The organism is Microbacterium sp. SA156 (assembly GCF_049065455.1).
GTDB lineage: Bacteria > Actinomycetota > Actinomycetes > Actinomycetales > Microbacteriaceae > Microbacterium > Microbacterium barkeri.
In genome coordinates, this window is record NZ_JBAKGU010000002.1 from 105,890 (window position 1) to 124,783 (window position 18,894).

An 18,894-nucleotide genomic window follows, 5' to 3' on the forward strand; every position below is an offset into this window, starting at 1 on the left:
ACTACCACTAGACGGTAACACTGAGTACCGGTACTTGGCAACACTGAATACCGATTTCCGCCGAACATGCCGTGAGCGTTCACGGAACTCTTGACCTCGCTGCACGGTGTCCCTATCGTGGTGCACGCCGTGAACGTTCACGGCCTCCGATCGAAAGGACGATGGTGACCTCTCCTCAGCTGGCTTCCGCAGACCCCTCGACGCGACCGACCACGGGCGGATGGGCGGTGCTCGGCCCCGGGCAGATCGCGCGACGGTTCCTCGGCGAGCTCTCCGAGAACGGCGGCGGCCTCGTCGCCGTCGGCAGCTCCGACAGCGGCCGTGCCCGCGCGTTCGCCGACGAGGCGGAGGAGCGCGGGGCGACGGATGTGACCGCGGGCACGTACGAGGAGGCGCTCGCCGACCCGCGTGTCGCGGCGGTCTACGTCTCCGCCGTGCACACCGCGCACCCGGCGCTCGTCGTCGCCGCGCTCGACGCGGGGAAGGCCGTGCTGTGCGAGAAGCCGCTCTCGGTGAACCACGGCACGTCGATGGCCCTCGTCGACGCGGCCCGCGAGGCCGGCGTGCCGCTCGTCGAGGCGTACATGTACCGGTTCCACCCGCAGACCCACGCGGTGCTCGACCTCGTCCGGGAGGGCGCGATCGGCCGGGTCGTGCACGTCGACGCGTCGTTCGCGTTCCGCGTCCCGCAGCGTGGGGGCCGCCTCTTCGATCCGGCGGTGGCCGGCGGCGGCATCCTCGACGTCGGCGGCTACCCCGCGACGATGGTCTCCGCGATCGTCGATGCGGCCGAGGGCGCGCACGCGTCGGAGCCGGTCGACCTCTCGGCGACGGGCGTCGTCGGCCCCACGGGGGTCGACGAGTGGACGGTCGCGCGCGCGACCTATCGCGGCGGCATCACGGCGACGCTCTCTGCCGGCGTCCGGGCCACCGCGCCGAACGACGTCACGATCCTCGGCGAGAAGGGGCGCATCCGCATCCCGGAGCCCTGGGTGCCCACGGGCGCGACGACGATCGAGCTCACGACCGTCGACGAGGGGGAGCGCGTCATCGAGATCGACGCGGCGCCGGCCTACGCGCTCGAGGCGCAGGCGACGCTCGCGGCCCTGCGCGACGGCGCTCTCGAGGCGGCCGAGATGACGTCGGCCGAGACCCTCGCGACCGCGCGCACCCTCGACCGCTGGCGTGCGGCCATCCGCCTCCGCTACCCCTTCGAGGCGGAGACCGCCGACATCCCGCCCGTGCGCCCGCTCGTCGTCTCGGACGCGGCGATGCGGTACGGCGAGATCCCGGGCGTCGGCAAGCGCGTCTCGCGCCTCGTCATGGGCGTCGACAACCAGCCCGACCTCGCCCACGCGTCGGCGATGTTCGACCACTACTTCGCGCACGGAGGCAACGCGTTCGACACGGCGTACATCTACGGCGACGGCGCGCTGGAGGGGCGCCTGGGCCGGTGGATCGCGAACCGCGGGGTGCGCGAGGACGTCGTCGTCATCACGAAGGGCGGCCACACGCCGCACTGCGACCCTGAGTCGGTGTCGCGTCAGCTGCTCGAGAGCCTCGAGCGGCAGGGCACGGACTACGCCGACATCTACATGCTGCACCGCGACAATCCCGACGTGCCGGTGGGCGAGTTCGTCGACGTGCTGGACGAGCACTTCCGCGCCGGGCGCATCCGCGTGTACGGCGGCTCGAACTGGACCCCCGCGCGCATCGACGAGGCGAACGCCTACGCGCGCGCGAACGGGCGCCAGGGCTTCACGGTGGTGAGCAACCACTTCGGGCTCGCCGAGGCGCTCGACGTCCCGTGGGAGGGCTGCGTGCACGCGACCGACGCCGCGTCAAAGCGCTGGCTCGCCGAGCGCGGCATCCCGCTGCTGCCGTGGTCGTCGCAGGCCCGCGGGTTCTTCACAGGGCGTGCGCGCCCCGACGACCTCAGCGACCCGGAGCTCGTGCGCTGCTACTACAGCGACGAGAACTTCGAGCGGCTGCGTCGCGCCGAGCAGCTGGGCGCCGACCGGGGCGTGCCCGCCACCGCCATCGCGCTCGCGTACGTGCTCGCGCAGCCCTTCCCGACGTTCCCCCTCTTCGGCCCGCGTACGATCGAGGAGGCCCGGTCGTCGATGCGGGGCCTGTCCATCGAGCTCACGGCCGAAGAGGTGGCATGGCTGGACCTTCGCAGCTGACGGGAGCGGACGACCCCGCGCCCGCGGGGTCGTCCGCCGCCGGGCGCCGACGCGCGACGATCCTCGACGTGGCCGCTGCCGCCGGAGTCTCGCGGCAGACCGTGACGCGCGCCATGAACGACATGAGCGGCATCAGCGCCGAGACCAAACGGCGGGTCATGGAGGCTGCGCGCGAGCTGTCGTATCGGCCGTCGCGCTTCGGCCGAGGCCTTGTGACGGGCGGCGCGCGGCAGCTGGGTCTCGTCGTGAACGACCTGCGCAACCCGTACTCTCCCGAGCTCGCCGCGGCCGTCGTGCGGCTCGCGGCGGACGAGGGATGGAACGTGATGCTCGTCGACATCGGTCTCGCGAGCGACGCGGATCGCCTCCTCGCATCGCTGCGCGAGCAGGCGGATGTCGTCGTCGGCTATCTCGGGGAATGGTCGGCCGGGTGGGGGAGCGGCCTCGCGACGACGCCGCTCATCCAGCTGGATGCGGGCGAGACCACCGAGCACGCGGGCGTGCGGCTCGACCCCGTCGCCGCGATCGGCGATCTCGTCGCGCACCTCGTCGCGGTGGGCGTGCGGCGCCCCGTCGTGCTCGACGCCTCCGCGCCGCGCGAGCCCAGCGCGCGCGGCGCGGCGATGGCGGCGGCGTTCCGCGAGCACGGCGTGGAGGCCGAGGTCGTGCACGCGGCGTCGTCGAGCGCCGAGCATGCGTCCGCCGTCACCGCGCAGATCGTGCGGCGGGCAGCGCCTCCCGACGCGCTTCTGGCGTTCAACGACCTCATGGCGCTCGGCGCGCTGTCGGCCTGCCGCCATGCGGGCCTCGACGTGCCGCGCGACATCCGCGTGGCCGGGGTCGACGGTCTCACGATCGGCACGCTCGTCGCGCCGACGCTGACGACGCTGGCCGTCGACTTCGACGAGGTCGCGCGGCACACGCTCGAGCTCGCCGTCGCGCTTCGCGACGGCGACGCCGAGGTCGACCGCTTCCGCGTCGTCCCGCACCGTCTCGTCCTGCGCGAGTCGGCGTAGCGAGGGCGGGGCCGCCGCCCCGCCCTCGCCTCAGTCGCCCTTCACGTTCACGAGCTGGCGCAGCGTGTGCCGCACCGAGACGAGATCGGCCGCGTCGGCCATCACCTGATCGATCGGCTTGTACGCCTGCGGGATCTCGTCGATGAACGCCTCGGTGTCGCGGTACTCGATGCCGGCCATCGCCTCGCGCAGCTGCTCGCGCGTGAACGTGCGGCGCGCAGCCGACCGCGAGTACTCGCGGCCGGCGCCGTGCGGCGAGGAGTTCAGCGCGAGCGCGTTCCCCCTGCCTTCGACAACGTACGACGCGGTCCCCATGGATCCCGGGATGAGCCCGGGCCGACCGGCGTCCGCCAGGATCGCTCCCTTGCGGGACACCCAGACGCGCTCGCCGAAGTGCACCTCCGACTCCGTGAAGTTGTGGTGGCAGTTGATGCGCTCGAGCTCGTCGACCTCGGCGTCGAGGAAGCGGCCGAGCTGATTCGCGACGCGGTCCATCATCTCCTCGCGGTTGAGCAGCGCGAACCGCTGCGCCCACCGCAGCTCCCTGATGTAGCGGTCGAACTCGTCCGTTCCCTCGACGAGGTACGCCAGGTCGATGTGCGGCAGGTCGAGCTCGTCGCGCCGGGCCAGGCCCTTGGCGACGGCGATGTGATGCTGCGCGATCCGGTTGCCGACCCCGCGTGAGCCGGAGTGCAGGAACATCCACACGGCATCCGTCTCGTCGACCGAGACCTCGATGAAGTGGTTGCCGCTGCCGAGCGATCCGAGCTGCAGCCGCCATCTCCTCGCCCGCTTCGCGGGATCGAAGCCCGCCTCGGCGGCGAGCTTCTCGAGCTCGGCCACGCGCGGCTCGGCGGTCGCGACGACCTTGCGGTTGTCGTGCCCTGCCGAGAGCGGGATGGCGCGCTCGATCTGCTCGCGGAGCTCGCGCAGATCGCGCGAGGCGAGATTCGCGCGCGTGAACGGCGTGCGCACCGCGATCATCCCGCAGCCGATGTCGACGCCGACCGCGGCCGGCATGATCGCGCCGCGTGTCGGGATGACCGATCCGACGGTCGCGCCGAGCCCGAGATGCGCGTCCGGCATGAGCGCCACGTGGGGGTGGATGAACGGCATGCGCGAGGACGTGCGCGCCTGCTCGACGGTCTGCGAGTCGATCAGGCTCGCCCACGACAGCAGGCGTTCCGAGAGCCTCTCCATGATTCCTTTCCTTCGATCCGCGGGTCCTGGTCCCCGGACCTCCTCCGCGTGACGGAAAGGAGACGCCCCGGACCTGTGCGGTGCGGGGCGTGATGCGAGCGGGTGCTGCTACACGGCCGGCGCCGGAGGGGTCGACGAAGAGCGGTTCTGGGGCTTGCTGCCCAGGACCGCCTGGCGAAGCTCCCGCTGCGGGCTCATCGCGTCGACCTCTCGACTCGCTGCGTGTGCCGGTCGGCACAGCCTTGCGACCCTACCGGCGGGCCGTGTCGGCGCGCAAGGGGCCGCCTCGGAATCGCGAACCGATGCGAACGGATGTCCGCACGTGAGTTATCCACAGATCGAGATTCTTCGGTGAAATGTCCGAGGCGGTCGGTACTCTGGAGGCATGTCGAAGACGACGTCGCCGAGCGGGTTCTCGAGCGTTCCGTGGGAGTTCACGGACGACGAGATCGCGTCGACCCGCGCGCTGTGCGGGCGCCTGGAGACCTCGCGGCGACTGCGCGCGCAGGCCGATGCGATGGAGATCGAGGCGCTTGCCGAGGCCGCACGGATCGCTCGGGTGCAGCGGGAGCGCGCGGGCGGACCCTCGTCGCACGACTTCCCGTTCCGCTCGATGGCGAGCGAGACCGCGGGCGTGCTGCACGAGGCGAAGTCGCGGATGATGACGAAGCTCGCAGACGCGGAGGTGCTGGTCGAGCGGTACCCCGCGACGGTTCAGGCGCTGGCTGAAGGCCGGATCACCGTGCGGCACGTCGACGTGATCCGGCGGGCGGGGGAGCGGCTGCCCGAAGGGCTCGACCAGGAGTACGAGGAGGCGGCGATCGGGTTCGCCGAGACCGCCTCGCCCGGCCAGTTGCGGGCCTTCGCGATCGAGCTCGCTGAGCGACTGTGCCCGACGCCGATCGCCGACCGGCATGCCGCCGCACGCGCGCGTCGACGGGTCCGCGTGGATGACCTCGAAGACGGCGTGAGCAGATTCGAGCTGATCACCTCCACAGCCGAGGTCCACGCGGCGCGGGACCGCATCCGGAGCATGGCCCGAGCGATCGTCGCCGAGAACCGCCGCGCGCGGAAGGCGGCGGAAGCGGAAGGCGGGCCGGAGGCGGCAGCGGAGGTCGACCCGCGCACGCAGTCGCAGATCGAGGCGGACCTGTGGATGGACCTGGCGCTGACGGGCCGGCCGTCCGCGCACGCGCTCCGCGAGGGCGGCGCGCTCGACGTGATCCAGGCGAACGTGCAGATCGTCATTCGCGTCGAGACGTTGGTGGGGCTCGACGACGAGGCCGCCTTCGTCGCCGGGCACGGTCCGGTCGACCCCGAGACGGCGCGGCGCCTGGCCGGACACGCGGCGGGGTGGGACCGGGTGTTCCTGCGTCCTGACACCGGAGCCCTCCTCACGGTGGACCGATACGCCCCCACCGCGGCGCAGCGCCGGTTCCTCCTCGCGCGGGACGAAACGTGCCGTAGCCCGGGGTGCGAGAACCGAGCGGCGACGGCGGATCTCGACCATACGATCCCGTATCTGCGCGGCGGGGAGACGTGCGTGGGCAATCTGGAGTGCCTGTGCGAGGGATGTCATCTCGACAAGCACCACTCGCCGTGGACCGTCCGCCAGATCAGCCCCGGGGTGCTCGAGTGGGTCAGCCCGATCGGGCGGACCTCGGTCGACCGCCCGAGACCCCAGGTACGGTTCGAGTCCCTCCCGGAGCCGAGGGCGAGATCCGGCGCCGCGCCGCCGGGGGAGTGGCCGTCTCTCGAGGACGAGGACGAGATCGATGCTGACCTCGAGGTCGACGTCCCGATCCCCGATGTGCTGCCGGACGCGCCTCCGTTCGATGAGGCCTGGCAGCAGCTGCTCTACGACGAATGGGTCGCCGAGATCGAGGCGGACGAGTTCGACCTGCTCGTCAGCGAGTCGAGCGGCGCGGTCGGGAGTGCGATCCATCCCTCGGTCTGAGCCGCGGGGCGCAGCTCGTCCGGTACGGGGAGGGTGTGCCCGAGCGCGTGGGCGCGCGCGTTGAGCGACGCCGCGAGCGCGTCGAGTGCGTCGTCGGAACGGCCGAGCAGATCGCGCTGACCGTCGTCGACGTCGAGCCACGGGGCGAGGCCGAGGAGCGACTCCGCGGCCCGCATCCGCGCGTCCGGCTGGGTCTTGTAGCCGGCTGTCTGCACACCCCAGAGTCGCAGGGCCGCGGCGGGGTAGACCTCGACCAGCCTTCCCGCGCCCGAGCGGTCGATGCGCTCGCCTGCCGCCTCGAAGGCGGCGAGCAGCTCCGCGCAGTGCATGGCGGTCATCCCGAGTCGGTCCGTCGAGACGCTGAGCGGCCACCGCCCGGTCACCTCCCGCACCGCCCGATCGGTGTGACGATAGGCGAGCCGACGGCGCCAGTCCCTCCCGGAGAGCGATCGCGGCGACATCTCACCGCGCTCGTGCGCGGAGACGAAGGCGACGAACTCGGCCGGCCAGCCGAATGCGCAGTCGATCGCGACGACGTCCGCCCCCTGCGCGAGCGCGACGATCTGCACATCGTCGATCCCGACGGCGAGGCTCGTGAGCCGAGCGGAGCCATCCGTCCACTCGATCCCGGCCGCGGCCGTCCGCTGGGCCTCCGCTGCGAGGTCGACGCCGATCGTGAGCACGCCCCCACCCTATGGGCGCCAGAGCCGCCTATCGCGGCGTCGGCACAGCGAACCGCAGCACCGCAGCGAGCGGGGCGCCGTCGGTGAGATCCTCGCGTCGGACAGCCCGGACCTCGCCGCCCGATTCGAGGACGCGCGCGATGACGTCCTCGATGAGGGCCGCATCCTCGCCGTCCTCCACGACGCGACCGAACTCGTCGAGCTTCCCGGGCAGATCGGCCGCGTGGTCGAATCGCAGCTCCGCGATTGCCGCCGCCGCCGCGGCGGCCGCGACCTCCTCGAGGCGCGACGTCGCGAGGCCCTGCGAGCGCAGCTCGCCGAAGCGCTCCTTCCACTGCTCGGTCGCGGCCCGGCGGCGATCCTCGAGAATGGCGCGAGCCTCGTCGCCGAGCCGACGATCGTCGAGCGAATCGGGATGCGCGGGGATCGCGGTCTCGAGCAGCGCATCGTGCGTGTTCTGCGCGCGGTACGCGGTTGCCAGATCGTCGGAGATCGAGAGGATGAGCGGGACGCCGCGCGGGACGATGCGGACCACCTCGTCCTGCACGGTGCGACAGAAGCGCTCGCGCTCGTTCTGATCTCCGTCGGCCCCGCGAGCGCGGTCGCGGTCGAGCTGTCCGTCGTTGTCGGCGCGCGCGAACACGAGGTCGAGGTCGTCGGGCAGCTCGAGCGGGTGCTCGACGAGCGATCCGTCGGCCTGCAGCTCGGTCAGGCGCGCGCGGTGCTTCGACAGCTGCAGCACGAAGGCGCACGGATGGTGGTCGCGCGTGCGCAGGAGCGCTCGGATCGCGAAGCGCGAGCCCACACGGACCTGATCCTGCACGGGGAACGGCAGCCGGAACGCCTCGCGCCGATCCGGTGAGGCGAGCAGGAGGAGGGAGCGGGACTGGTGCTCCCAGAACCCGTCGTCGTCCAGCGTCTCCCGGAGGCGGCGGACCACGGCGCGCTGCTCCTCGGTCGGGATCCCACGCTGCGCGAGACGATCGGCGACCTGATCGATCGCATCGCGCAGCGCGATCCGCACGCGCTCATGATCCGCCGGCACCGGGGAGGACTCCAGGGCGATGGTCGCGCTCGCGGGGTGACGATGCGCGAGGAGGTCGAGCAGTCGGTCGTCGTCGGGGATGTCCACGGTGAGCATGGGGCGACGATAGGCAGAGCCCCCGGGGAGGACGGGAGGGGGTTGCGGATCCGCCCGGGGCGGGTTAGGCGGCGTCGGCGCGCTTCGCCCGGCGCGCGCGGATCTCGTACGCCGCGAGCAGGACGCCGATCCAGACCGGCCCGATGACGACCGCCGTGCGGTACTGCGGCGAGAACGCCATGAGCACGACGATGCACGCGAGGAAGGCCAGGACGATCCACGGCGCGACCCGCGCGAACGGAAGCGGGAAGGCCAGCGCGGCCGCGGCATCCGGCCCGATCCGTCGGCGGAATTTCATCTGGGTGATGACGATCATGCCCCAGTTGATGATCGCGGCGATGAGCGCGATCGACAGCAGGTACTGGAACGCGAACTCCGGCCACAGGAACACGACGACGACCGCGATCACGGTGACGGCCGACGACGTGAGCACTCCGGCGACCGGCGCGCCGCGGCGGGAGAGCCGGCCGAGATACGCGGGCGCGCTGCCCCGCTGCGCGAGCGAGTAGAGCATGCGCCCATTCGAGTAGAGACCCGAGTTGTAGACCGACACGACCGCCGTGAGCACGACGAGGTTGAGGATGTGCGCGGCGCCCGGGATGCCCACGCGGTCGAAGATCTGCACGAACGGGCTCGTCTCCCCGTCGAGGAGCGACCACGGCACGACCGACATGATGACCGCGAGAGCGCCGATGTAGAAGATGAGGATCCGCAGGACGACCTGGTTCACCGCCTTCGGGATCGTGCGCTCCGGGTCGGCCGCCTCGCCCGCGGTCACGGCGACGAGCTCGGTGCCGCCGAACGAGAACGCGACGATCGCGAGCGAGGCGATGGTGCCGCTCACGCCGAGGGGGAAGAAGCCTCCGTCATCGACGAGATGGGCGAAGCTCGGCGTCGGCAGGTCGGGGCTGCTGTTGATCCCGAGCACCACGACGACGACGCCGAGGACGATCATCGCGATCACGGCCGCGACCTTGATGATCGCGAACCAGAACTCGAACTCGCCGAACGCGCGCACGCCGATGAGGTTCACGCCCGTGATGAGCACGAGCACGATCGCCGCCGAGACCCACGTCGGAACGGCGGGGAGCCAGTAGTTGACGAACGATCCGACGACGGAGAGCTCGACCATCGCGACCGCGATGTAGTTGAACCAGTAGTTCCAGCCCGACACGAAGCCCGCGCGCGGGCTCCAGTTGCGGTGCGCGTAGTGGCTGAAGGCTCCCGAGACGGGCTCGTCGACCGACATCTCCCCGAGCGCGCGGATGATGAGGAAGATCACGGCGCCCACGACGAGGTACGCCAGGAGGACGGATGGCCCCGCGACGCCGATCGCGTCGGATGACCCGTAGAAGAGCCCCGTCCCGATCGCCCCGCCCAGCGCGATCATCTGGATGTGGCGGCTGCGCAGCTCGCGCTTCAGGCCGCCGTCGCCGCTGCCGACGGCGCGGGAGGCCGCGGGGATCCTTCGGGTGCTCATCCCTCCATCCTCGCGGATGCGGGCGCTCAGCCCTCGCGCGCCTGGAGCCCGACGACGACCGCGTGCACGGTGGCGGCCACGAGCGAGCGGTCGAGCGGGCGGTGCTCGAACGTGCGGTGCATGGGCCAGCCCTCGACGAGCGCGTCGAGGGCGCGCGCGACGTCGGGCGAGAAGTGGAGGGTGAGGCTGTCGCGGCTGCGCAGGAGCCACGTGCGCGCGAGCTCGGCGACGGCGGCGTTGTGGTTGCCGTACGCGTACATCTCGAAGAGCAGGACCATCTCGCGCGGCACCGCGTACTCCGCGCCGCAGATGAGGTCGACGACGGCGGCCTCCGCCTCGGCAGGGCCGGCTGCCTCCTCGAGGCTGCGCCGGTAGCGCGCCGACATCTCGACGGACAGGCTCTCGAACGCCTGCTCGAGGATGTCCTCGAGGCTCGAGAAGTAGTACGTGAGCGACCCGAGCGGCACCTCGGCGCGCGCCGCGATGCGCCGGTGCGTGGTCTTGTGCACCCCGACCTCGGCGATGACGTCGAGGGCGGCCTCGAGGATGCGCGACCGGCGGTCGGGGTCGTTCGGAACCTGCCTGCGGCTGCCGCTCATGCCGACCAATCTCTCATGTCCGTGGACCCGGCCCCTCGCGCGCCTGAGTGTGTACCATCGTACAAGTGACCCCTGCCATCCGTCAGCGCCGGAACGCGCTCTTCGTGATGTTCCTCCTCCCCGGCATCGGCATCTCGTCGTGGGTGACGCGGACGCCCGACGTGCAGCGGCTGCTCGGCGCGCGCATCGACGAGATGGGGTTCATCCTCTTCGGGCTCTCGGTCGGATCGATGATCGGCATCCTGTCCTCGGGCGCGCTCGTCGCCCGGTTCGGGACGCGCCCCGTGATCGCCGTCGGGACGCTCTCGAGCGCGACCGGCGTGGCGGTCGTGGGGCTCGGTGCGGCCCTCGGGACCGCGCCGCTCGTCGCGGTCGGGCTCGGTCTGTTCGGGCTCGGGATGGGCGGCGCCGAGGTGGCGCTGAACGTCGAGGGCGCCGAGGTCGAGCAGGCGATCGGCCGCTCGGTCATGCCGCTCATGCACGGCTTCTTCAGCCTCGGCACGGTCGTCGGGGCGGTCGCGGGCATGCTGCTCACGGCCGCGGCGTTCCCCGTCGCCGTGCATCTCGCCGTCGTCGCCGCGCTCATCGCGGTCGTGCTCGCCGCGGCCATCCGCAACGTCCCGAGCGGCATCGGCCGCCGTGCGACGCCGCGCGAGCGCGGTCGACGCGCCCCGCGCGCCGCGGTCTGGCGGGACCCCGGCCTCCTCCTCGTGAGCGGCATCATCCTCGCCCTCGCGATGGCGGAGGGGACAGCGGGCGACTGGCTGCCGATCCTCATGGTCGAGGGGCACGGCGTCGATGCGGCGCTCGGGTCGGGTGTGTATGCGATCTTCGCGGTCTCGATGACCGTCGGCCGCTTCGCCGGCGGGCGCTTCGTCGACCGCTTCGGGCGCCCGACGGTGCTCGCCGCGAGCGCGCTGCTCGGGGCGATCGGCCTCGCGGTCGTCATCTTCGTCGACAGCCAGGCGGCCGCCGCGGCCGCGGTCGTGCTGTGGGGTCTCGGCACGTCGCTGGGCTTCCCGCTCGCGCTCTCGGTCGCGGGCGACTCGGGCGAGGACACGGCCGCGCGCGTCTCGTTCGCGGCGACGATCGGCTACGTCGCGTTCCTCGTCGGTCCGCCCGTGCTCGGCCTGCTCGGCGAGCACTTCGGGCTGCGCGCGGCCCTCATCGTGGTGCTCGCGCTCGTCGCGGTCGCGATCTTCCTCGCACCGGGCGCGCGCACCCCGGCCGAGCGCGAGCTCGCGCGCCGCTGAGGGCGGCTCCGCACGTCGGGTTCGCGTGCGCGCCTCGGACGCGGGATACTGGCGATCGCGCGAATGTGAGCGCGCACATCCGATGAGGGAGCGAAATGACCACGCACGCCGATGTCTCGGGCACTCAGCACATCCTGCGAGCGGGCGGATATGAGGCCGCCGTCGCGAGCGTGGGGGCCACGCTCCGCGCGCTGACCTTCGAGGGGCGCGACCTCGTCGTGCCGTTCCGCGCGGACGAGGTGCGTCCGGCGTATCGCGGCACGACGCTCGCGCCGTGGCCGAACCGCGTGGTCGATGGGCGCTACCGCTTCGACGGCGTCGAGTACCAGCTCGCCCTCACGGAGCCGTCGCGGGGCCACGCGCTGCACGGGCTCCTCTCCTGGGCCGGCTTCCGCATCGTCGAGGAGAGCGGCGCCCACGTGACGCTCGCCGCGACGATCGAGCCGCAGGAGGCGTACCCGTGGCGCGTCACGGTCACCACGACCTACGCGCTCGACCCCGACTTCGGTCTCACGCAGACCGTCTCGGCGGTCAACGAGAGCGCTGCGCGCGCCCCGTTCGGCACGGGCCCGCACCCGTACCTCGTCGGCGGCGCCGGCACGGTCGACGACTGGACGCTCTCCCTCCCGGCCGACACAGTGCTGAACGTCACGGAGGACCGGCTGTCGCCGACCGGGCTCGCCCCCGTGACCGACGACGCCGAGCGCTTCGACTTCCGCGACGCGCGCCGCATCGGCGCCGTCGAGATCGACCACGCCTACACGGGCCTCGCGAGACAGGGGGCGCTGGCTGTCGTCTCGCTGACGGACGGCGACGGCTCGGGCGTGCGGATGTCCTGGGACGAGCGCTGCCCGTGGGTGCAGATCCACACCGCCGACCTGCCCGGCCGCGGCGCGGGGCACCGCGCCGGTCTCGCGGTCGAGCCGATGACGTGCCCGCCCGACGCCTTCAACTCGGGCACGGACCTCGTCCTCCTCGAGCCGGGAGCGCCCGTCGAGGTGGCGTCCTGGACGATCGCCGCGATCTGAGCTCCGCGCTCAGTCGTCCTCGCCCTCGGCCTGCGAGGGATGCCCGAACTCGATCGGATCGCTCGACGACTCGATCTCGTCGGGGTCCTCGCCCTCGGCCTGGGAGGGGTGACGGTGCTCGGGGTCCGAGGGACGTGAGGGCTGGTCGGGGAACGTGCTCATGTCGCACCTCTCTCTTCGGATGAGGCCAGTCTCCCGCGCGGCGCGCCCGTTCGGAAGGCCTTGACAGCGCAGCGCCCCCTCCGTCGATGGAGGGGGCGCTGCCGCGCGTCGTCGCGGGAGGTGCGGGGGAGGATCAGTCGTCCTCGCCCTCCGCCTGCGACGGGTGGCGGTCGAACCACGCCGGAACCGCGGCGAAGTCGAAGGCGTCGGTGTCGTACTCGAGGGCCGGAGCGTTCATGGTGTTCTCCTTCTGTCGGCGATCTGGGGGCGGTCGGTGCCGCGTCGAGTCCAGGATGCGCCTCCCGCAAGGGGTGCAGGAGAAGAAACCTCGCGAAGAAAACGCCGATCTTTAGAGTTTCCGCAAGATGACGCGCCCCTCCGCGCCGAGATCCCGCGCAGGAAAGCGTTTGCCGCTCATCCTTCCCAGCGGCGCAGCAGAGCAGCGATCGCCTGACCGCCGCCGATGCAGAGCGTGACGACCGCGAACTCGAGGTCGCGGCGGCGCAGATCGAGAGCCGCGCGCACCGCGAGGATGGCTCCGGTCGCGCCGACGGGATGGCCCAGGGCGATCGCGCCGCCGTAGGGGTTCGTCCGGGCGGGGTCGAGGCCGGCGTCGCGGATGACCGCGACGGCCTGCGCGGCGAACGCCTCGTTCACCTCGAAGACGTCGACGTCCTGCGGCGCGAGCCCCGTCCGCTCGAACAGGCGGGCCAGCGCGATGACGGGCGCGTACCCCATGAGACCGGGCTCGATGCCCGCGGTCGCGACCGCCTCGATCGTCGCGAGCGCGTCGAGCCCGCGCGCACGGACATCCGATGCGCGCAGGAGCACGGTCGCGGCCGCGCCGTCGTTGATCCCTGACGCGTTGCCGGCCGTGACCGTGCCGCCCTCCTGGAAGGCGGGCCGCAGGCGCGAGAGCGCCTCGAGGGTCGTGTCGGGGCGCGGATGCTCGTCCTGCGACACCTCGACCGGCGTGCGCCCGGCCGTCGTCACGGGCACGATCTCCTCCGCGAACGCCGCGCGCGCGGCGTCGCTCGCGGCCCGCCGCTGGCTCTCGAGCGCGAACGCGTCCTGCTCGGCCCGGGACACGCCGTACCGCTCGGCGACGGTCTCGGCCGTCGTGCCCATGTGGCGGCCGCTGAACGGGTCGGTGAGGATCGCGAGGGTCCCGTCGCGGAGGGCGCGGTCGCCGAAGCGCGCGTTGCCGCGGGCGTCGTCGACGAGGAAGGGCGTGCGCGACATGCTCTCGTCGCCGCCCGCGACGACGACGTCGACGTCGCCCCAGAGGAGCTCCTGCGCGCCCGACCAGATCGCCTGCAGGCCCGAGCCGCAGAGCCGGTTCACGGTGAGGGCGGGCACGCTCGGGGCGAGCCCGGCCGCGAGCGCGACACGGCGCGCGTTGTAGGCGTCGGCTCCGTACTGCGCGACGCAGCCCATCACGACCTCGCCGACCTCCGCGCCGTCGACGGCGGCGCGGCGCAGCGCCTCGCCGACCGCGGCGGCGCCGAGCAGATGCGCGTCGGTGTCGCGGAACGCTCCCGCGAACGACCCCACGGGCGTGCGCGCTCCCGATACGATCGCGACCCTCTCGGACATCCGGACCTCCTCGTCCTGCCGTCGGCCGGTGTCAGGCCGACTCCTCCGCGCGCTCGGCGATCTCGCGGTCGATCTCGTCGGGCTCGTAGCCGGGCACCCGGCGCTGGGCGGGGCCGGTGTACGCCGAGAGCGGGCGGATGAGCGCGTTCGACGCGGCCTGCTCCATGATGTGCGCGGTCCATCCCGTCACGCGCGCCGCGACGAAGAGCGGCGTGAAGGTCAGCGTGTCGAAGCCGATGAGGCTGTACGCCGGGCCCGACGGATAGTCGAGGTTCGGGTAGATGCCCTTGCGGTTCACGAACTCTGTCTCGAGCGCCGTGTAGAGCTCGAGCACCTCGGGCCGGTCGTAGTGCGCGACGAGCGACTCGAGCGCGGCGCGCATGGTCGGAACGCGCGAGTCGCCGCGCTTGTACACGCGGTGCCCGAAGCCCATGATCTTGCGCTTCTGCGCGAGCGCGTCGTCGAGCCACGGCACGACGTTCGACGCCTCGCCGATCTCGTCGAAGATGTCGAGCACGGCCTCGTTCGCGCCGCCGTGCAGCGGGCCCTTGAGCGCGCCGATCGCCGCCGTGACCGCGGAGTACAGGTCGCTGAGCGTCGACGTCACGACCCGCGCGGTGAACGTCGAGGCGTTGAAGGAGTGCTCGGCGTACAGGATCATCGAGCGGTTGAACGCGTCGACGACGACCGGGTGCGGCTCCTCGCCGAAGGTCATCCAGAGGAGGTTCGCCGCGTAGTCGAGGTCATCGCGCGGAGGGATGGCCTCGAGCCCGCGGCGGCGGCGCTGGCCGTACGCGACGATCGCGGGGAGGGCCGCGAAGAGGCGCAGGCTGCGGTCGAGGTTCTGCTCGGCCGTGCCGCCCGAGGCCACGGCGCTCAGGCCGCCGAGCTCGGCGGCGCCGAGGGCGCTCACCGCGGTGCGGACCTCGTCCATGGGGTGCGCGGCCGTCGGGACGAGGTCGATGACGGCCTTGACCTCGGGCGCGAGCGCGCGATGGCGCCGCTCCTCGGCCCGCAGGGTCGCGAGCTCGTCGTCGGTCGGCAGCTCGCCGTGCCACAGCAGGTGGGCGACCGCCTCGAACGGCTGCGTCGCGGCGAGCTCCTGCACGGGGTAGCCGCGGTAGAGCAGGCTGTTCGTCTCGGGGTCGACCTTCGACACGGCCGTCTCGTCGACGACGACGCCCACGAGCCCCTTCTTGATGTCCGTCATGTTCGCGCTCCTGTCACTTCTCGATCGTGAAGTCGTAGACGCCGGCGTCGAACCGGCTGTATCCGGAGTAGTCGATGAGCTCGTAGAGGTCGGCGCGGTGCTGCATCGCGCCGACCTGGGCGTCGAGGCTGCCGTCCGCGTTCAGGGTGTCGAGGGCGCGCTCGGCCGCGCCCATGGCCATCCGCAGCAGCGAGACGGGCCAGATGACCATCCGCACGCCCGCGTCGCGCAGCTGGTCGACGGTGAACAGGTCGCTCTTGCCGAACTCGGTCATGTTCGCGAGCACCGGCACGTCGAGGGCCGACGCGACCGCCTCGAACTCGCGGAGGTCCTTCATCGCCTCGGGGAAGATCGCGTCCGCACCCGCGTCGACGAGGGCCTTCGCGCGGTCGATCGCGGCGTCGAGGCCGGCGATCGCGCGGATGTCGGTGCGCGCCATGATGAGGAGGTTCCCGTCGCGGCGGGCGTCGGCGGCGGCTCGGATGCGCTGCGTCGCGGTCGAGACGTCGACGACCTCCTTGCCGTCGAGGTGGCCGCACCGCTTGGGGTTCACCTGGTCCTCGATGTGGAGGCCCGCGACGCCCGCGTCCTCGAGGGTCTGGACGGTGCGCGCGACGTTCATCGGCTCGCCGAAGCCCGTGTCGGCGTCGACGATCGCGGGCAGCTCGGTCATCCGCGCGATCTGACCCGAGCGCTGCGCGACCTCGGTCAGCGTCGTGAGCCCGATGTCGGGCAGCCCGAGATCTGCTGACAGCACGGCGCCCGAGATGTACACGCCGTCGAACCCCTTGCGCTCGATGAGACGCGCGGAGAGCGGGTTGAAGGCGCCGGGGAAGCGGAGCAGCTCGCCCGACGCGAGCCGCTCGCGGAGCAGGCGGCGCTTCTCGTGCGCCGGCGTCTGCGCGTACAGCATCAGAAGAGTCCCTTCGGCAGGGCGACGGCCTCGAGCACGCCCGCGCGCGCGACGATCGTGAGCTGGGCGACCTCGGCGGGGGTGAGCTCGGGCAGGCGCTGCGCGAGGTCGAGGAACCGCTCGATCTCGATGTCGTCGAGCACGGGCTCGGCGAGCGTGCGGAACTTGCGCACGTAGTCCGCGCGCGCGAACGGACGTGCTCCGAGCGGGTGCGCGTCGGCGACCGCGATCTCGTCGACGACGGTCGTGCCGTCCGCGAGGACGATCTCGACCCGCCCGCCGAACGCCTTCTCGTCGGGATCCTCGGAGTGGTAGCGGCGGGTCCACTCCGGGTCCTCGGTCGTGGTGATCTTGCGCCAGAGCGCGACGGTGTCGCCGCGCGCGGCCCGCTCGGGCGCATACGAGTCGACGTGGTGCCACCCGCCGTCCTGCAGCGCGACAGCGAAGATGTACGGGATCGAGTGGTCGAGCGTCTCGCGCGACGCCGTCGGGTCGTACTTCTGCGGGTCGCCCGAGCCCGAGCCGATGACGACGTGCGTGTGATGCGACGTGTGCAGCACGATCGAGCGGATATTCTCGGGATCGCGCAGCTCGGGGCGCGCGGAGCCGAGGCGCCGCGCGAGGTCGATCCACGCCTGCGCCTGGTACTCGGCCGAGTGCTCCTTCGTGTACGAGTCGAGGATGGCCCGCTTCGGCTCCCCGGGGGCGGGCAGGGGCACCTCGTAGCGGCCCTCTGGTCCGTCGAGGAGCCACGCGATCACGCCGTCCTCGCCCTCGTAGATGGGGGAGGGCGAGGTCTGCCCGCGCATGGCGCGGTCGACCGCCTCGACGGCCATCTTCCCGGCGAAGGCGGGCGCGTGGGCCTTCCACGTCGAGATCTCGCCCTTGCGGGACTGCCGCGTGGCGGTCGTCGTGTGGAGCGCCTGCGACACGGCCTGGAAGACGACCTCGGGCGCGAGGCCGAGCAGCGTCCCGATGCCCGCGGCGGCCGACGGCCCGAGGTGCGCGACGTGGTCGATCTTGTGCTTGTGGAGGCTGATCGCGCGCACGAGGTCCATCTGGATCTCGTAGCCGGTCGCGATCCCGCGGACGACAGCGCGGCCGTCCGCGCCGACATGCTGGGCGACCGCGACGAGCGGCGGGATGTTGTCGCCGGGGTGCGAGTACTCGGCCGCGAGGAACGTGTCGTGGTAGTCGAGCTCGCGCACGGCGACGCCGTTCGCCCACGCCGCCCACTCGGGGCTCGTGTGCTCGTCGAGCGCGCACCCGAACACCGTGGCGCCCGCTCCGCCGCGGGAGACCGGGTGGTCGAGCGCCTGCGCGCGGGCCGCGACGACGGGGCCGCGCGTGAGCGATGCGGCAGCGACTGCGGCGTTGTCGATCACGCGGTTGATCACCATGTCGACGACGTCGTCCTCGACCTCCACGGGGTCCGCGGCGACCTCGGCGATCCGCCAGGCCAGCTGCTGCTCGCGGGGGAGCGGCTCCTCGCTGCGGTACGTGCGGACGGGGTGGATGACGGTCATCGGCAGGCCTCCGTGGTCGTGAAGCGGATGTCTCCAGGGTGCCACGGCGCGGGGCGACCGGGCGCGGGGGCCGCGATCACCGCGGGGGCATGCGGATTGCGCCGTCGAGGCGGATCGTCTCGCCGTTGATCATGGCGTTCTCGACGATGTGCGCCGCGAGCGCCGCGAACTCCTCGGGGCGCCCGAGGCGCGCCGGGTGCGGCACGGCGGCGGCGAGCGACGCGCGCACCTCGTCGGGCAGCGACGCGAGCATGGGCGTGTCGAACGTGCCGGGGGCGATGGTCGCGACGCGGATGAGCTTCGACGCGAGGTCGCGCGCCGCGACGAGGGTCATGCCGGCGACGCCCGCCTTCGACGCCGTGTAGGGGATCTGGCCGATCTGCCCCTCGAACGCCGCGACCGACGCCGTGAGAACGCACACGCCGCGCTCGCCGTCCTGCGGCTCGTTGCGGGCCATCCGCGCGGCCGCGAGGCGGAGCACGTTGAACGTGCCCATCAGGTTCACGCGCACGACCTGCTCGAACGCCTCGAGCGATCCGGGCGACCCGTCGCGCTCGATCAGCCGGACGGGCGTGATGCGCCCGGCGCAGTGCACGAGCGCGCGCAGAGGGCCGCGGTCCTCGGCGGCGTCGAGGGCGGCGTCCACCTGGGCGGCGTCGACGACATCGGCCGGCGCCGATGTGCCGCCGATCTCCGCTGCCGCCGCCTCTCCGGGTGCGCCAGGAAGGTCGACGACGACGACGTGCGCCCCCGCCTGCGCGAGACGCCGCGCGGTCGCGAGACCGAGCCCCGACGCGCCTCCCGTCACCACCGCCGATGCGCCAGCGAGCTCCATCGCCCCACCCCGCTCTGTCTCGTCCGAGCGCCTGCCGCGCCGTCGTCTGCCTGGCTCGACGCTACCGGCGAAGCGCGCGGGCGGGAAGAGCGGGCCGGATGGCCGTGGC

16 protein-coding genes are annotated in these 18,894 nt (G+C 72.5%); 5 read left to right on the top strand and 11 right to left on the bottom strand.

Translation table 11 applies throughout. From position 1 onward, the window contains the following. Window positions 1-161: 161 nt before the first annotated feature. On the top strand, window positions 162-2,186 hold the full coding sequence (locus ACOWU6_RS02655) for an aldo/keto reductase (RefSeq protein ID WP_421074623.1): 2,025 nt from the start codon (window positions 162-164) through the stop codon (window positions 2,184-2,186). Next, window positions 2,165-3,202, top strand: a complete 1,038-nt coding sequence (locus ACOWU6_RS02660; protein ID WP_421074624.1) for a LacI family DNA-binding transcriptional regulator — start codon at window positions 2,165-2,167, stop codon at window positions 3,200-3,202. Before ACOWU6_RS02655 ends, ACOWU6_RS02660 begins: the two co-directional genes overlap by 22 nt. Before the next feature lie 30 nt (window positions 3,203-3,232). Here ACOWU6_RS02660 and ACOWU6_RS02665 read toward each other — a convergent pair whose 3' ends face one another. Then, window positions 3,233-4,402 carry an RtcB family protein gene (locus ACOWU6_RS02665; RefSeq protein ID WP_421074625.1) on the bottom strand — a complete coding sequence of 390 codons (1,170 nt, stop codon included), beginning with the start codon at window positions 4,400-4,402 and terminating at the stop codon, window positions 3,233-3,235. A 385-nt stretch (window positions 4,403-4,787) separates the two neighbouring features. Between ACOWU6_RS02665 and ACOWU6_RS02670 the strand changes: the two genes are divergently transcribed. Continuing rightward, complete coding sequence (locus ACOWU6_RS02670; RefSeq protein WP_421074626.1) at window positions 4,788-6,359, top strand: DUF222 domain-containing protein; 1,572 nt, start codon at window positions 4,788-4,790, stop codon at window positions 6,357-6,359. Here the strand turns inward: ACOWU6_RS02670 and ACOWU6_RS02675 are convergent. The 4 genes from ACOWU6_RS02675 to ACOWU6_RS02690 form a co-directional block, all read right to left on the bottom strand. Further along, a complete protein-coding gene (locus ACOWU6_RS02675) occupies window positions 6,260-7,042 on the bottom strand; it encodes a DUF429 domain-containing protein (protein ID WP_421074627.1) in 783 nt (260 codons plus the stop codon). The two genes, ACOWU6_RS02670 and ACOWU6_RS02675, sit on opposite strands and share 100 nt — an antisense overlap. Before the next feature lie 28 nt (window positions 7,043-7,070). Beyond that, complete coding sequence (locus tag ACOWU6_RS02680) at window positions 7,071-8,183, bottom strand: hypothetical protein (protein ID WP_421074628.1); 1,113 nt, start codon at window positions 8,181-8,183, stop codon at window positions 7,071-7,073. 64 nt (window positions 8,184-8,247) lie between these two features. Continuing rightward, window positions 8,248-9,663, bottom strand: a complete 1,416-nt coding sequence (locus ACOWU6_RS02685; protein ID WP_421074629.1) for an amino acid permease — start codon at window positions 9,661-9,663, stop codon at window positions 8,248-8,250. Window positions 9,664-9,689: 26 nt separating this feature from the next. Beyond that, window positions 9,690-10,262: a TetR/AcrR family transcriptional regulator gene (locus tag ACOWU6_RS02690; RefSeq protein WP_282978941.1), complete on the bottom strand. Its 573-nt coding sequence runs from the start codon at window positions 10,260-10,262 to the stop codon at window positions 9,690-9,692. Window positions 10,263-10,327: 65 nt separating this feature from the next. On the opposite strand from ACOWU6_RS02690, the gene ACOWU6_RS02695 reads away from it, so the two are divergent. Next, the gene (locus ACOWU6_RS02695; RefSeq protein ID WP_421074630.1) at window positions 10,328-11,515 is read left to right on the top strand and encodes an MFS transporter; all 1,188 of its coding nucleotides are present in this window, start codon (window positions 10,328-10,330) and stop codon (window positions 11,513-11,515) included. Between the two features lie 95 nt (window positions 11,516-11,610). Further along, window positions 11,611-12,543: an aldose 1-epimerase family protein gene (locus tag ACOWU6_RS02700; RefSeq protein ID WP_271173086.1), complete on the top strand. Its 933-nt coding sequence runs from the start codon at window positions 11,611-11,613 to the stop codon at window positions 12,541-12,543. A gap of 9 nt (window positions 12,544-12,552) precedes the next feature. Here the strand turns inward: ACOWU6_RS02700 and ACOWU6_RS02705 are convergent, their stop codons facing one another. The 6 genes from ACOWU6_RS02705 to ACOWU6_RS02730 all read right to left on the bottom strand — a co-directional run bounded on the left by ACOWU6_RS02705 (window position 12,553) and on the right by ACOWU6_RS02730 (window position 18,785). Then, window positions 12,553-12,705, bottom strand: a complete 153-nt coding sequence (locus tag ACOWU6_RS02705; protein WP_271173085.1) for a hypothetical protein — start codon at window positions 12,703-12,705, stop codon at window positions 12,553-12,555. Window positions 12,706-13,119: 414 nt separating this feature from the next. Continuing rightward, window positions 13,120-14,301, bottom strand: coding sequence for a thiolase family protein (locus ACOWU6_RS02710; protein ID WP_421074631.1), 1,182 nt, complete (start codon window positions 14,299-14,301; stop codon window positions 13,120-13,122). Between the two features lie 31 nt (window positions 14,302-14,332). Continuing rightward, window positions 14,333-15,511: a bifunctional 2-methylcitrate synthase/citrate synthase gene (locus tag ACOWU6_RS02715; protein ID WP_271173083.1), complete on the bottom strand. Its 1,179-nt coding sequence runs from the start codon at window positions 15,509-15,511 to the stop codon at window positions 14,333-14,335. 13 nt (window positions 15,512-15,524) lie between these two features. Beyond that, the gene (prpB, locus tag ACOWU6_RS02720) at window positions 15,525-16,424 is read right to left on the bottom strand and encodes a methylisocitrate lyase (protein ID WP_421074632.1); all 900 of its coding nucleotides are present in this window, start codon (window positions 16,422-16,424) and stop codon (window positions 15,525-15,527) included. Further along, the gene (locus ACOWU6_RS02725; protein ID WP_421074633.1) at window positions 16,424-17,950 is read right to left on the bottom strand and encodes an MmgE/PrpD family protein; all 1,527 of its coding nucleotides are present in this window, start codon (window positions 17,948-17,950) and stop codon (window positions 16,424-16,426) included. The genes prpB and ACOWU6_RS02725 overlap by 1 nt, the downstream gene beginning before the upstream one ends. 76 nt (window positions 17,951-18,026) lie before the next feature. Next, entirely contained in the window at window positions 18,027-18,785 is a 759-nt protein-coding gene (locus ACOWU6_RS02730) for an SDR family NAD(P)-dependent oxidoreductase (protein WP_421074634.1), read from the bottom strand. Window positions 18,786-18,894 lie beyond the last annotated feature (109 nt).

Bases quoted from the DNA above. Each gene is read 5' to 3' on its own strand.
- ACOWU6_RS02705 (WP_271173085.1), bottom strand. From the start codon at position 12,705: ATGAGCACGTTCCCCGACCAGCCCTCACGTCCCTCGGACCCCGAGCAC.
- ACOWU6_RS02655 (WP_421074623.1), top strand. From the start codon at position 162: ATGGTGACCTCTCCTCAGCTGGCTTCCGCAGACCCCTCGACGCGACCG.
- ACOWU6_RS02700 (WP_271173086.1), top strand. From the start codon at position 11,611: ATGACCACGCACGCCGATGTCTCGGGCACTCAGCACATCCTGCGAGCG.
- prpB (WP_421074632.1), bottom strand. From the start codon at position 16,424: ATGCTGTACGCGCAGACGCCGGCGCACGAGAAGCGCCGCCTGCTCCGC.
- ACOWU6_RS02725 (WP_421074633.1), bottom strand. From the start codon at position 17,950: ATGACCGTCATCCACCCCGTCCGCACGTACCGCAGCGAGGAGCCGCTC.
- ACOWU6_RS02665 (WP_421074625.1), bottom strand. From the start codon at position 4,402: ATGGAGAGGCTCTCGGAACGCCTGCTGTCGTGGGCGAGCCTGATCGAC.
- ACOWU6_RS02715 (WP_271173083.1), bottom strand. From the start codon at position 15,511: ATGACGGACATCAAGAAGGGGCTCGTGGGCGTCGTCGTCGACGAGACG.
- ACOWU6_RS02690 (WP_282978941.1), bottom strand. From the start codon at position 10,262: ATGAGCGGCAGCCGCAGGCAGGTTCCGAACGACCCCGACCGCCGGTCG.
- ACOWU6_RS02670 (WP_421074626.1), top strand. From the start codon at position 4,788: ATGTCGAAGACGACGTCGCCGAGCGGGTTCTCGAGCGTTCCGTGGGAG.
- ACOWU6_RS02680 (WP_421074628.1), bottom strand. From the start codon at position 8,183: ATGCTCACCGTGGACATCCCCGACGACGACCGACTGCTCGACCTCCTC.
- ACOWU6_RS02710 (WP_421074631.1), bottom strand. From the start codon at position 14,301: ATGTCCGAGAGGGTCGCGATCGTATCGGGAGCGCGCACGCCCGTGGGG.
- ACOWU6_RS02730 (WP_421074634.1), bottom strand. From the start codon at position 18,785: ATGGAGCTCGCTGGCGCATCGGCGGTGGTGACGGGAGGCGCGTCGGGG.
- ACOWU6_RS02660 (WP_421074624.1), top strand. From the start codon at position 2,165: ATGGCTGGACCTTCGCAGCTGACGGGAGCGGACGACCCCGCGCCCGCG.
- ACOWU6_RS02685 (WP_421074629.1), bottom strand. From the start codon at position 9,663: ATGAGCACCCGAAGGATCCCCGCGGCCTCCCGCGCCGTCGGCAGCGGC.